Source organism: Mycobacterium sp., from assembly GCF_039583805.1.
GTDB lineage: Bacteria > Actinomycetota > Actinomycetes > Mycobacteriales > Mycobacteriaceae > Mycobacterium.
This window is the reverse complement of record NZ_JAVKSH010000042.1, coordinates 15336-26846: the sequence shown is the minus strand read 5'-3', so window position 1 is coordinate 26846 and position 11511 is coordinate 15336. Positions and strand designations below refer to the sequence as shown.

Here is an 11511-nt window from a genome sequence, read left to right as displayed (position 1 = left end):
CTTGGTCCGGTCGGGCAGGTTTCGGCGGCGCGGCCCCGATGGTCCGGTCGATCTCGATCCGACGGTCGGATATCTCGCCGCCCCCGGCGAAGACGAACACTTCGCGCATCCCTACGGCGGTGATGTGTGTACCTCAGTGCAATTGAGCGCCGCGTCGTGATGGCAACTCGTCGGCGAGCCGGGTCGGGTGCGCCGTTCGACGATGTATGTCGATGCTCGGTTGGGGCTCGCGCACCGGCGGGGAGTTGGCCGCTCCTCGCGTCGATGTCGACTATCAGCTGGCCGAGCAGGTGCTGACGCTGGCTGCCGCGGTGCTGCGGCGGACCGCCGATCGGCGCACGCCGCTGAGTGATCCGCCGGTGTCCGCCGACGCGCGACTAGTGGAGCGGGCGCGGGCAGCAATCCACGAAGACCATCCCGCCGCGCGTGACCTGTTCCCGCTCGCGGAGCTGCTTTGCGCGTCGCCGTACCGATTGAGCAGAGCTTTCCCCAGGCAGCTGGGCGTGTCGCTGACCCGGTGTCGCAACCGCGTCCGGGTCGGTCGAGCGCTTGTGCTAACACAACGCGACGCCTCGTCGCTGGCCGACATCGCCGCCTCACTCGGATTCGCCGACCAGGCACACTTCAGCCGCGTGGTGCGTGAACACCTCGGCCAGAGGCCTAGCGCGTTGAGGCAGATTCTTACTTAGAAAAGTAAGAGTAGGGTCATGTCATGAGAATCACCAGTAAGGGCCAGGTGACGATCCCTCAGCACATCCGCGCGCGCCACGGGCTACTACCGGAGACCGAGGTTGACTTCGTTGAGCACGACGGCGTTGTGGCTATCGTGCCGCGGACGAGTCCACGGCCGGATCGGGGTGACAAGGCCGTTGCTGTTCTGCGGGGCACCGGCAGTCGGACAATGTCCACTGACGAACTGCTCCGGCTGATCCGTGGCTGAGCCCGATCGACCAACCGGATACCTGATCGACTCGAACGTGCTGCTCGACGTCGCGACCGAGGACCCAGACTGGTACCAGTGGTCGTCGACAGCCCTGTCCCGTGCCGCTCGGATCGCGCCACTGGTCATCAATCCGCTGATCTACGCCGAGGTCTCGGCGAACTACGACACGATCGAGGAACTCGATGACGCGCTGCCGGAGCGCCTGTTTCGGCGATTGCCATTGCCCTATCAGGCCGGGTTCCTGGCAGCGCGTGCGTTCCTCAACTATCGGTCGCACGGCGGCGCGCGGCGATCGCCCCTGCCAGACTTCTACATCGGCGCGCACGCTGCGGTTGACTGTCTCACGTTGGTCACTCGGGATGCGCGGCGATACCGCACCTACTTTCCGACCGTCAACATGATCGCTCCGGCCGTCAAGTGACACATCGCTCATGCCCGAACAGACGCGAAAACACCTCATCACCAAGGAATTTGGGGGCCTTTGCGTCTGTTCGCCGGACCCCGCCTAAATATCCAGACCGATGTCCAGAACCCGAACCGAATGGGTGAGCGCACCGACGGCCAGGTAGTCCACGCCGGTGCCGGCGTAGGCGGCGGCGGTGTCCAGCGTCAGCCCGCCGGAGGATTCCAGCAGGACCGCCGGCGCCCGGGTGTCGCGGCGCTGCACGGCGATCTGGGTCTGCCACACCGCAAAGTTGTCCAGCAGCACCGACTCGGGCTGCTCCCCCAGCACCTCGTCGAGCTGCTCCAGCGAGTCCACCTCGACCTCGCACGCCAGCTCGGGCGCGGCGGCCCGCACCGCTCGCAGCGCCGCCGACACCGAGCCCGCCGCCGCGACGTGGTTGTCCTTGATCAGCGCCGCGTCGCCGAGGCCCAACCGGTGGTTGACACCGCCGCCGACGCGCACCGCATATTTCTGCAGCACCCGCAGACCGGGCAGCGTCTTGCGGGTGTCGCGGATCTTGGCTTTGGTGCCGCAAACGGCGCCCACCCAGGCCGCGGTCGCGGTGGCGATGCCGGACAGGTGGCAGACCAGGTTGAGCATGGTGCGTTCGGCGGTCAGCAGATCGCGGGTGTCGGCCTCCAGCGTCAACAGCGGCGCGCCCGGCTGCAGCCGGGCGCCGTCGTCGACGCGGCCCAGCACCCGGTAGCCGTCGGGGCCGAGGACCTCGTCGAGCAAAAGCAGCGCGATGTCGACACCCGCGACGACGCCGGGCTCGCGGGTCACCATCGCGGCGGTGGTGGTAGCGCCGGCCGGCACCGTGGCCGACGTCGTGACGTCCGGCCCGTAACGCAGGTCCTCGTCGAGGGCGCGGCCTATCGCGGCCCGGGCCGCGGCGAGCTCGCAGTCCGACAGTGCCATCAGCACGCCGCAACCAGAGCCTCGACGTGGGCGGTGCAGCCGTCGTCGCCCAGCCGCACGACGCTGCTGCGCGCCTGGTCCGCCGCGGCGGTAGGGTATTCGGCGCGGTGGTGGCAGCCCCGGCTCTCCTCGCGTGCCAGCGCGGCGGCGACCACCGCCCCGGCCGTCACCGTCAGCGCCGCGTCTTCGAAGTCGGCCCGGCTGAGCACGGGGCGAACCGTCGCCGACGCCACCGCGTCGGCCAGCCGGCGCAGCCCATCCGCATCCCGAACCACCGACGCGCCCCGGGTCATCGACTGCTGTAAATCGTTGCGCGGCATAGCAGCACGCCCGGCCGGTTCGGGCGGTATGGCGTCTCGCGGCCCGGCAGCAACAGCGTGCTCAGCCGCCGCCCGTCCGGCCCGGCCGCCGACCACCAGTCCTTCCAGCAGGCTGTTGGACGCCAGCCGGTTCGCGCCGTGCATGCCGGTTCGGGCGACTTCGCCGGCGGCGAACAGCCCGGGCAGCTCGGTGCGGCCCTCGGTATCGGTGACGACGCCGCCGCAGCTGTAGTGTGCCCCCGGAACCACCGGAATCGGTTGGCGGGCCGGGTCGATGCCCGCTTCCCGGCAGGCGGCGGTGACGGTCGGGAAACGCCTCGCGAAGTCTGCGATGCCGCGGGCGTCGAGAAACACGCACGGGTCGCCGGTGGCGCGCAACCGGGTGTCGATCGCCGCGGCGACGACGTCGCGCGGCGCCAGATCGCCCATCGGGTGCACGCCCGCCGTGATCGAATTGCCTTGCGCGTCAAGCAGAACAGCGCCCTCGCCACGAAGGGCTTCGGTGACCAGTGGTCGACGGCCGCCACGGCGGCCGTCGAACAGCATGGTCGGGTGGAACTGGATGAACTCGACGTCGCTGACCGGCACCCCGGCCCACAGTGCCAGCGCGACACCGTCGCCGGTGGAGCCGTCCGGATTGGTGGTGGCGCCATAGAGATGCCCGAGCCCGCCGGTGGCCAGGATCACCGACGGCGCGTGCAGGACACCGGTCCCGTCCGGGCGCAGCACCAGCACACCCGTCACCGCAGCGCCGTCGTGCAGCACCCGCAGCGCGACGTGACCGGTGCGGATGTCCAGGGCATTCGCCGCGCGATCGAGCACCCGTTGCACCTCGGCGCCGGTCGCGTCGCCGCCGGCGTGCACGATGCGCCGCCGCGAGTGCCCGCCTTCCCGGGTCAGCGCCCACCGGCCCGGTGTCAGCTCGTCGAATCGTGCTCCGTAGCCCACTAATTCGCTCACCGCGCGGTAGCCGTCGGCGACGATCGATTCCACCACGTCGCGGTCGCACAGGCCCGCTCCCGCGGCCAGCGTGTCGGCGACGTGGGCGTCCACCGAGTCCGGGTTTTCCGGGTTGTCGGGCAGCGCCACCGCGATGCCGCCCTGCGCATAGTGCGTCGCGGTCCCCCCCGGCGTCCGATCGGCCTTGGACAGCACCACCACGCGGCGGCCGGCGCGATGAGCGGACAGCGCTGCGGCCAACCCCGCCACGCCGGTGCCGACGACGACGACGTCGGCGCGCAGGTCGGGGGCGGTGCTCATTCGCCGCCGCCGGGCCGGCCGATTGCGATCATCCGCTGCACGCTTTCTCGTGCCCGCCGAGCCGTGTCGGTGTCGACGTGAACCTCGTCGGCGCCCTCGAGCAGGCAGCGCAACAGCGCCGCCGGGGTGATCATCTTCATGTACTTGCACGACGCATGCTCGTTGACAGCCCGGAAGTCGACCTGCGGCGCGGCACGGCGCAGCTGGTGGAGCATGCCGACCTCGGTGGCCACCAGCACCTCGCGGGCTCCGGTGGCGCGGGCGGCGTCGAGCATGCCACCGGTGGACAGGATCTTCACCCGCTCAGCGGGGAAACTGCCCTCCCCGGTGAGGTACAACGCCGATGTCGCGCAACCACATTCGGGGTGCACGAACAGCTCGGCGTCGGGGTGGCGGCGGGCCTGGTCGGCAAGCTCGTCGCCGTTGATGCCGGCGTGCACGTGGCACTCGCCGGCCCACACGTGCAGGTTGTCCCGGCCGGTCACCCGGCGGACATGCGCGCCGAGGAACTGGTCTGGGCAGAACAACACCTCGCGGTCGGGGTCTATCGACGCCACCACGTCGACCGCGTTGGACGACGTGCAGCAGATGTCGGTGAGCGCCTTGACCGCCGCGGTGGTGTTGACGTAGGAGACGACGACGGCGCCGGGGTGCTCGTCCTTCCAGGCCTGCAACTGCCCGGCGGTGATCGAGTCGGCCAGCGAGCAGCCGGCGCGCCGGTCGGGGATCAGCACCGTCTTGTCCGGGGACAGGATCTTGGCGGTCTCGGCCATGAAGTGCACACCGCAGAACACGATGGTGGTTTCGGGTGCCGCGGCGGCGATCCGCGACAGCGCCAGCGAGTCGCCGACGTGGTCGGCCACGTCCTGGATGGCCGGCAGTTGGTAGTTGTGCGCCAGGATCGTGGCCCCGCGCAGCGCAGCCAGCCGGCGCACCGCGGCGGCCCACCGCTCGTCGCCGTCGACGCCGGCATAACCGGAGGGTGTGCTGGTGATCCGCGCGCCCAACTCGTCGACGGCCGCGTCCGTGCGGGTCAGGATCGACATGGCGTTTCCTTTCGCCCCGGCCCAGTTTTCGACTTATAATCGAAAACGTGGTCCATGGTAGCACTGCCCACGAGGTGCTGGCCGTCGTATTCCAGGTTCGCCGGCCCGAAAGCGGTCCGGAAACAGACAAACCCCGGCTCAATGTGCTGTTGTGGCAGCGTGCCCGCGATCCGCACCGCGGGGCGTGGTCGCTGCCCGGCGGGCGGCTGCGCGACGACGAGGACCTCACGACGTCGGTCCGGCGTCAGCTCGCCGAGAAGGTGGACCTGCGTGAGATCGCTCACCTCGAACAGCTCGCCGTGTTCTCCGACCCACACCGGGTACCCCGTACCCGCACGATCGCGTCGACCTTCCTGGGTCTGGTCCCCTCCCCCGCCACCCCGGAGCTGCCCCCCGACACCCGCTGGCACCCGGTCACCGCGCTACCGGCGATGGCGTTCGACCACGGCCCGATGGTGGCTCACGCCCGCACCCGGCTGGTCGCCAAGATGTCCTACACGAATATCGGATTCGCTCTAGCGCCAACAGAATTCGCGCTCTCGACGCTGCGCGACATCTACGGCGCCGCGCTAGGTTATCAAGTGGACGCGACCAACCTGCAACGGGTGCTGGTGCGCCGCCGGGTCATCACCGCGACCGGGATGCTCGCGCAGTCCGGCCGCAGCGGCGGGCGTCCGGCCGCCCTGTATCGGTTCACCGACGCCCGGCTTCGGGTCACCGACGAGTTCGCCGCGCTCCGCCCGCCCGGCGGGCCGACTGGATTCTTAATGCCCCCTTAAGTGACAATGCCCCGATGGACTTCGCAAACCTGGCACGCAGAACCGGCCCGCAATGGATCGGCGCCGTCCCGCACGAGGCGCTGCGGCCCGGTGCGCGCCCGCAGCTGCCGTCGGAGGACCCCTTCTACCAGCCGCCACCCGGTTTCGAGCACGCCCGGCCGGGGATGGTGTTGCGCTCGCGTGAGGTCGAACTGGCGTGTTTCGGTCTGATTCCGCAGCAGCTCACCGCCACCCAGCTGCTCTACCGCAGCACCGACATGAACGGCGCGCCGGAGGCGTCGGTCACCACCGTGCTCGTCCCCGCCAAGCACGACCGCGCGCAGCCCTGCCCGGTGCTGTCGTATCAATGCGCGATCGACTCCGTGGCCTCGCGCTGCTTCCCGTCGTACGCGCTGCGGCGACACGCCAAAGCGCTGGGTGCGTTGGCCCAGGCGGAGTTCCTGCTGATCAACGCCGCGCTCGCGGAAGGCTGGGCGGTGTCGGTGCCCGACCACGAGGGTCTGCACGGCAGTTGGGGCGCGCCGCGTGAACCCGGCTACCGAGTTCTCGACGGCGTCCGGGCCGCCCTGGACTGCGAGCGGCTCGGCTTGTCGCCGGCAACAGCGGGCGGCTCGGTCCCCGTGGCGCTGTGGGGATACTCCGGCGGCGGGCTCGCCACCGGGTGGGCCGCCGAAGTCAGCGCCGACTACGCCCCCGAGCTCGACGTCGTCGGCGCGGTGCTCGGTTCCCCCGTCGGCGACCTGGGCCACACCCTCCGCCGGGTCAACGGCACGCTCTTCTGCGGGTTGCCCGCACTGGTGGTCGCCGCGCTGGCGCATGTCTACCCCGGGCTCGACCGGCTGATCGCCGAACACGCCGACGACGAGGGCCGCGCGGTGCTACGCAGGCTGGAGACGATGACCACAGCCGGCGCGGTGATCCGGATGGCCCGCAAAGACCTGGGCGACTTCCTCGACCAGCCGCTGGACGACATCCTGGCTAACCCAGAGGTGCAGCACGTCTTCGACGACATCAAGCTCGGCGCCACGGTGCCCACGCCGCCGGTGCTCATCGTGCAGGCCGTCCACGACTACATCATCGACGTCACGGACATCGACGCACTGGCCGACACCTACACGACCGGCGGCGCCGACGTCAGCTATCACCGCGACGCGTTCAGCGAGCACCTGCTGCTGCACCTGCTGGCGGCACCGATGACGTTGCGGTGGCTGCGCGACCGGTTCGCGGGGCGGCCGCCGGCCGAGCATCGGGCCAGGACCTTGTGGCCGGTCGTGCTCAACCCGGCCACCTACGTCGGCATGGCACGGCTCGCGGTGATCGCGGCGAAGGTGTTCACCGGCAGGGCGGTGCACCGCCGCCGGCTATGACGACCCCGCGGTCACGGCGGCCGGCAGCGCCGGGGAATCGACTGCGGGATACCCGCCGAGGTCGTCGCGCACGGCCGCGGCGGCCGGTACCGCGTACACCAGCGCGGCGGTCGCGGCCGGCAGCAGCAGCGTGCAGGCGATCTGCAATGGGGTGTGCCCGAAAAACACCGGCGGCGCCTCGGTGACGTAGTACACCTGGTTCTGCGGCGTCACCGGCGCCGTCGCGATATCGAGCGCACCGTACCGCAGGTGCACCAGCAGGGCGCCCACGCCGGCGGCAGCGGCCGCGGCGAGGATCATCCCGACGCAGAGGCCGGCCACCATGTACGGCCCACGGTGCGCCCGCCACTGCCACACCAGCGCCGCCGCCACCGCGGCGAGCACATTCGACAACCCCATCATGACTACCGCGGCGACGAAGAACTGCTCCGATTCGCTGCCCAGGTAGTCGAACACGCGGTCACCGTCGCGGGTCAGCGCCACCGCACCGTGGATCGCCGGCGCGATCCACGCCCACAGCCCGCCGACCAGCACGCCCGTCGCCGGCAGCCCCGCCACCACCACGGCGATCGCCCGACCCCGTTTGCGGCGCGGCGCGGCGCCGTCGTCCGGCCCGGTCATCGCTGCGCCTGCAGGTCGACGGAGTCCACCCGGCCATGCCGTGAACATGTCGCCCACCAGCCGTCCGGGCGTACCTGGACCACCATCCGGCGACCGCAGGCCGCGCAGAACCGGGGCGGCTCCAGGCCCAGACGGGCGGCCGCCGGCGCCGCGGCACCGGCGGGCTCGCCGGTGTAGACGTTGAACGGGCCACCGCCGACCGGTGCGGGCAGGTCGCAAACCATCACAGGCTCGCGTTGAGGGCCTTGATCGGCATCTGCAGGTCGTCGAGCAACTCCAGGTCGGCCTGCGCCGGGCGGCCCAGCGTGGTCAGGTAGTTGCCGACGATCACGGCGTTGATGCCGCCCAGCATGCCACGCTTGGCACCCAGGTCGCCCAGGGTGATCTCGCGGCCGCCGGCGAAGCGCAGCATGGTGCGCGGCAACGCCAGCCGGAATGCCGCCACCGCCTTGAGCGCCTCGCCGGCCGGCAGCACCTCCAGGTCGCCGAACGGGGTGCCCGGCCGCGGGTTGAGGAAGTTCAGCGGCACCTCGTCGGGGTCGAGTTCGGCGAGGTCGGCGGCGAATTCGGCGCGCTGCGCCAACGTCTCTCCCATGCCGAGGATGCCGCCGCAGCACACCTGGACGCCGGCGTCGCGCACCATCGACAGCGTCTGCCAGCGCTCTTCCCAGGTGTGCGTGGTGACCACGTTGGGAAAGAAAGAGCGGGCGGTCTCCAGGTTGTGGTTGTAGCGGTGCACCCCCATCGCCGCCAGCCGATCCACCTGCTCGGCGGTCAGCATGCCCAGCGAGCAGGCGATCTGGATGTCGACCTCGTCGCGGATCGCGTCGATGCCGGCAGCCACCTGGGCCATCAGCCGGTCGTCGGGTCCGCGCACCGCCGCCACGATGCAGAACTCCGTGGCGCCGGTCTTGGCGGTCTGCTTGGCCGCCTCGACCAGGCTGGGAATGTCCAGCCAGGCGCTGCGCACCGGCGAGGCGAACAGCCCCGACTGTGCGCAGAAGTGGCAGTCCTCCGGGCACCCGCCGGTTTTCAGGCTGATGATGCCTTCCACCTCGACGTCCGGTCCGCACCAGGCCATCCGGACCTCGTGGGCCAGCGCCAGGAGTTCCTCGAGCCGGTCGTCGGGCAGCCGCAGCACCGCCAGCACCTGGTCGCGGCTCAGCCCCTCGCCGCCCTCCAGCACCTGCCGGCGGGCCACCGCCAGAATGTCGGTGTGCGGTGCGGCCTGGGTCACGGGCAACTCCCTTTCCCTTCGTCAGCGGTGTTTCAGGCTAGCGGTGTTCAGGCTAGGGTAACGGCGCGCACCGGCCGCCCGCCGATCGGCGGGCGATCCGGGCGGCGGGTGCTGACCGGCGGCCCGGCGCCGCACTCACCCGATGGCATTCTCGACGCGCTGAGTGCCGTCCCACCGGCGCAGGCCGGCGAAGCTGCCGACGATCTCCGGCGGCCGGCCCGCGATGCCCAACGCCCGTCCCAGCGCAGCGCCGCCGACGCGGCGGGCCAGCGTGACGTGCGCCGTCCACCGGCCGGGCAGGCTGTTGGGCATCGGCCCGGGCACCAGATACCGAGAGCCCAGCCGGTGTGTCTCGGCGTGAAAGGCCAGCAACTCTTCCGTCGGCACCACAAGCCGCGCCAGCACGGCGCTGGATCGGCCGAACAGCACCGGCGCCCCGATGGCGCACTGCAGCGGCAGCTGCTGCGCCATCGGCCGCAGCAGGGCGTCGATGTCCGCGCCGATGCGGTCGGCCACCACCAGCGTTACGTGCGGCCGGTTGCTGGGCGCGGTGTGGTGGGCCTGGCTGGGCAGGTCGGCGGCGGCAAGCTCGTCCCAGATGTCCCGGACCACCGCTTCCGTCTCGGCGTCGAAGAGCAGCTCGACCGAGTGCGCCATCACCGGACCAGCCCGGTGACCCAGTCCGGTTGGAAGGCCCGCGCGCTCATCGCGGCGAAGTCGGCCCGGTCCAGCGCTGCCGCCTGCGCGGGCAGCGCCGCGCGCACCGGCGCCATCTGCCGCAGTGCGCTCAGGTTGGACGTCTCGACCACGCCCGGCTGCGCCGGCCAGCTGCCGATGACCAGACCGGAACACGACAGATGTTGCGCGGCAACGGCTTCCAGGGTGAGCGCGGTGTCGTTGAGGGTGCCCAGCTGCGCGCCGACGACCACCAGCACGGCGCAGCCGAGGTCGACGGCGAGATCGCGGACCGTGACACCGCCGGCAGCGAGCACGACCAGCAGCCCGCCGGCACCCTCGACCAGCGTCAACCGACCGGGTCGATCCAGCCGCCGGATCAGACCGAGCAGGTCGTCGCGGGTCGGCAACGGCATCCCGGCCAGCTCGGCCGCGGCCGACGGCGCCAGCGGCCGGGGGTAACGGGCCAGCCCGGCCACGTCGACAGGCCCGGACAATCGGCTCACCTCGGCGAGGTCGTCGTCGCCGAGATCGGTGCCGGTCTGCACCGGTTTGCACACCGCGACGTCGACACCGGCCTGCCGCGCGGCCGAGGCCAGCGCCGCGGTGGCGACCGTCTTACCGACCCCGGTTCCGGTGCCGGTGACGACCAGGACCGTCACCGCCGCCCCGCCACGAGCACGTCCGTGAGCACCGTGCGGGCCAGGTCGAGCTCGTCAGCATCCAGCGACGCACGGGCGGTGAGCCGCAGCCGTGAGGTTCCGGCCGGCACGGTCGGCGGCCGGAAGCAACCGACCCGTACCCCGGCAGCCAGGCAGGCGGCCGCGGCGGCCAGTGCCGCTTCCGGCTGGCCGAGGATAACCGAGACCACCGCGGAGCGCGGCACTTCGGGGAGCTCGCAGATTCGCGCCAGCGTGCCGGCGTGCCGCAGCACCGCCGCGGGCCGCCATGGCTCGGCGGCCAGCACCCGCAGCGCCGCGAGCGCGGCGCCCACCGTCGCCGGCGCCAGACCGGTGTCGAAGATGAACGTCCGGGCGGTGTCGACGAGGTGGTCGCGCACCGCCGCCGGACCCAGCACCGCGCCGCCCTGGCCGCCGAGCGCTTTGGACAGCGTCGTGGTCATCACCACGTCGGGCGCCCCGGCCAGGCCGAGCTCGTGAACCAGGCCGCGACCGCCCGGGCCGCGCACCCCCAGCCCGTGCGCCTCGTCGACGATCAGCAACGCCCGCTGCCGGCGGCAGACCTCATGCAGCCGGCGCAGCGGTGCCAGCGCCCCGTCGGTGGAGAAGACCGAGTCGGTGACCACGACGGCACGTTCCTCGTCCCGCGACGCCAACGCCGCGGCCACCGCGTCGACGTCGCGATGCGCAGTCACCACCACCCGGGCCCGCGACAGTCGGCAGGCGTCCACCAGGGAGGCGTGCGCGTGGGCGTCGGACACCACCAGCGCACCCGGACCGGACAGCCCGACGACCGCCCCCAGGTTGGCGGCATACCCGGAGGAGAACACCAGCGCCGTTGCCGCGCCGACGAATTCGGCCAAGGCTGATTCGAGTTCCTGGTGCAGCTCGGTGTCGCCGGTGACCAGTCGTGACCCGGTCGCGCCGGCTCCCCAGACGCGCAGCGCGCGGACACCGCCGTCGATGACGTCGGGATGCTGGGAAAGACCGAGATAATCGTTGGACGCCAGGTCCACTTCGGTGGCCACCGCCGCTCGCGGCCGCAGCGACCGGCGCAGCCCGGCCGCCCGGCGCTGCTGCGCGTGCGCCTGCAGCCAGGCCAGCGGCGACGTGCCGATCTGCGTCATCTCGGCGATCAGCCTAGTGGCGATCGCCAGCGCGGCGAAGCCGGGCGCAGCGGGTCGCCGCGCTTGAGCCCCGTGGCGATCGCCAGCGCGGCG

13 protein-coding genes are annotated in these 11511 nt (G+C 71.6%); 4 read left to right on the top strand and 9 right to left on the bottom strand.

The window, feature by feature from the left end; genetic code table 11:
- Window positions 1-212: 212 nt before the first annotated feature.
- Both ABDW21_RS07795 and ABDW21_RS07790 read left to right on the top strand, forming a co-directional pair.
- Window positions 213-689, top strand: a complete 477-nt coding sequence (locus tag ABDW21_RS07795) for an AraC family transcriptional regulator (RefSeq protein ID WP_343598983.1) — start codon at window positions 213-215, stop codon at window positions 687-689.
- Window positions 690-932: 243 nt separating this feature from the next.
- Entirely contained in the window at window positions 933-1364 is a 432-nt protein-coding gene (locus ABDW21_RS07790; protein WP_343598984.1) for a type II toxin-antitoxin system VapC family toxin, read from the top strand.
- Between the two features lie 84 nt (window positions 1365-1448).
- Here the strand turns inward: ABDW21_RS07790 and nadC are convergent, their stop codons facing one another.
- The 3 genes from nadC to nadA are packed head-to-tail and all read right to left on the bottom strand — an operon-like array spanning window position 1449 to window position 4932.
- A complete protein-coding gene (nadC, locus tag ABDW21_RS07785; protein WP_343598985.1) occupies window positions 1449-2306 on the bottom strand; it encodes a carboxylating nicotinate-nucleotide diphosphorylase in 858 nt (285 codons plus the stop codon).
- The gene (locus tag ABDW21_RS07780) at window positions 2306-3886 is read right to left on the bottom strand and encodes an L-aspartate oxidase (protein WP_343598986.1); all 1581 of its coding nucleotides are present in this window, start codon (window positions 3884-3886) and stop codon (window positions 2306-2308) included. The genes nadC and ABDW21_RS07780 overlap by 1 nt, the downstream gene beginning before the upstream one ends.
- Entirely contained in the window at window positions 3883-4932 is a 1050-nt protein-coding gene (nadA, locus tag ABDW21_RS07775; RefSeq protein ID WP_343598988.1) for a quinolinate synthase NadA, read from the bottom strand. The genes ABDW21_RS07780 and nadA overlap by 4 nt, the downstream gene beginning before the upstream one ends.
- Before the next feature lie 47 nt (window positions 4933-4979).
- Between nadA and ABDW21_RS07770 the strand changes: the two genes are divergently transcribed.
- Entirely contained in the window at window positions 4980-5711 is a 732-nt protein-coding gene (locus tag ABDW21_RS07770; protein ID WP_343598989.1) for an NUDIX domain-containing protein, read from the top strand.
- A 14-nt stretch (window positions 5712-5725) separates the two neighbouring features.
- Window positions 5726-7078 carry a lipase family protein gene (locus ABDW21_RS07765; RefSeq protein WP_343598990.1) on the top strand — a complete coding sequence of 451 codons (1353 nt, stop codon included), beginning with the start codon at window positions 5726-5728 and terminating at the stop codon, window positions 7076-7078.
- On the opposite strand, the gene ABDW21_RS07760 is transcribed toward ABDW21_RS07765, so the two are convergent.
- From ABDW21_RS07760 to ABDW21_RS07735, 6 genes are all read right to left on the bottom strand, one after another.
- Complete coding sequence (locus ABDW21_RS07760) at window positions 7073-7699, bottom strand: DUF2567 domain-containing protein (RefSeq protein ID WP_343710267.1); 627 nt, start codon at window positions 7697-7699, stop codon at window positions 7073-7075. The genes ABDW21_RS07765 and ABDW21_RS07760 overlap by 6 nt on opposite strands.
- A complete protein-coding gene (locus tag ABDW21_RS07755; RefSeq protein WP_343598993.1) occupies window positions 7696-7923 on the bottom strand; it encodes a hypothetical protein in 228 nt (75 codons plus the stop codon). Before ABDW21_RS07755 ends, ABDW21_RS07760 begins: the two co-directional genes overlap by 4 nt.
- On the bottom strand, window positions 7923-8942 hold the full coding sequence (gene bioB, locus ABDW21_RS07750; protein ID WP_343710266.1) for a biotin synthase BioB: 1020 nt from the start codon (window positions 8940-8942) through the stop codon (window positions 7923-7925). Before bioB ends, ABDW21_RS07755 begins: the two co-directional genes overlap by 1 nt.
- 129 nt (window positions 8943-9071) lie before the next feature.
- Entirely contained in the window at window positions 9072-9593 is a 522-nt protein-coding gene (locus tag ABDW21_RS07745) for a 2'-5' RNA ligase family protein (RefSeq protein ID WP_343598997.1), read from the bottom strand.
- The gene (gene bioD, locus ABDW21_RS07740) at window positions 9593-10273 is read right to left on the bottom strand and encodes a dethiobiotin synthase (protein ID WP_343598999.1); all 681 of its coding nucleotides are present in this window, start codon (window positions 10271-10273) and stop codon (window positions 9593-9595) included. Before bioD ends, ABDW21_RS07745 begins: the two co-directional genes overlap by 1 nt.
- Window positions 10270-11418 (bottom strand): 8-amino-7-oxononanoate synthase, encoded by a 1149-nt coding sequence (locus tag ABDW21_RS07735; RefSeq protein WP_343599001.1) that lies wholly within the window; start codon window positions 11416-11418, stop codon window positions 10270-10272. Before ABDW21_RS07735 ends, bioD begins: the two co-directional genes overlap by 4 nt.
- Between the last annotated feature and the right edge of the window lie 93 nt (window positions 11419-11511).

What these genes read in the sequence shown, in the direction of transcription:
- ABDW21_RS07795 (WP_343598983.1), top strand. Translation starts at nt 213, where the DNA reads ATGCTCGGTTGGGGCTCGCGCACCGGCGGGGAGTTGGCCGCTCCTCGC.
- nadC (WP_343598985.1), bottom strand. Translation starts at nt 2,306, where the DNA reads ATGGCACTGTCGGACTGCGAGCTCGCCGCGGCCCGGGCCGCGATAGGC.
- ABDW21_RS07780 (WP_343598986.1), bottom strand. Translation starts at nt 3,886, where the DNA reads ATGAGCACCGCCCCCGACCTGCGCGCCGACGTCGTCGTCGTCGGCACC.
- nadA (WP_343598988.1), bottom strand. Translation starts at nt 4,932, where the DNA reads ATGTCGATCCTGACCCGCACGGACGCGGCCGTCGACGAGTTGGGCGCG.
- ABDW21_RS07765 (WP_343598990.1), top strand. Translation starts at nt 5,726, where the DNA reads ATGGACTTCGCAAACCTGGCACGCAGAACCGGCCCGCAATGGATCGGC.
- ABDW21_RS07760 (WP_343710267.1), bottom strand. Translation starts at nt 7,699, where the DNA reads ATGACCGGGCCGGACGACGGCGCCGCGCCGCGCCGCAAACGGGGTCGG.
- ABDW21_RS07755 (WP_343598993.1), bottom strand. Translation starts at nt 7,923, where the DNA reads ATGGTTTGCGACCTGCCCGCACCGGTCGGCGGTGGCCCGTTCAACGTC.
- ABDW21_RS07745 (WP_343598997.1), bottom strand. Translation starts at nt 9,593, where the DNA reads ATGGCGCACTCGGTCGAGCTGCTCTTCGACGCCGAGACGGAAGCGGTG.
- ABDW21_RS07735 (WP_343599001.1), bottom strand. Translation starts at nt 11,418, where the DNA reads ATGACGCAGATCGGCACGTCGCCGCTGGCCTGGCTGCAGGCGCACGCG.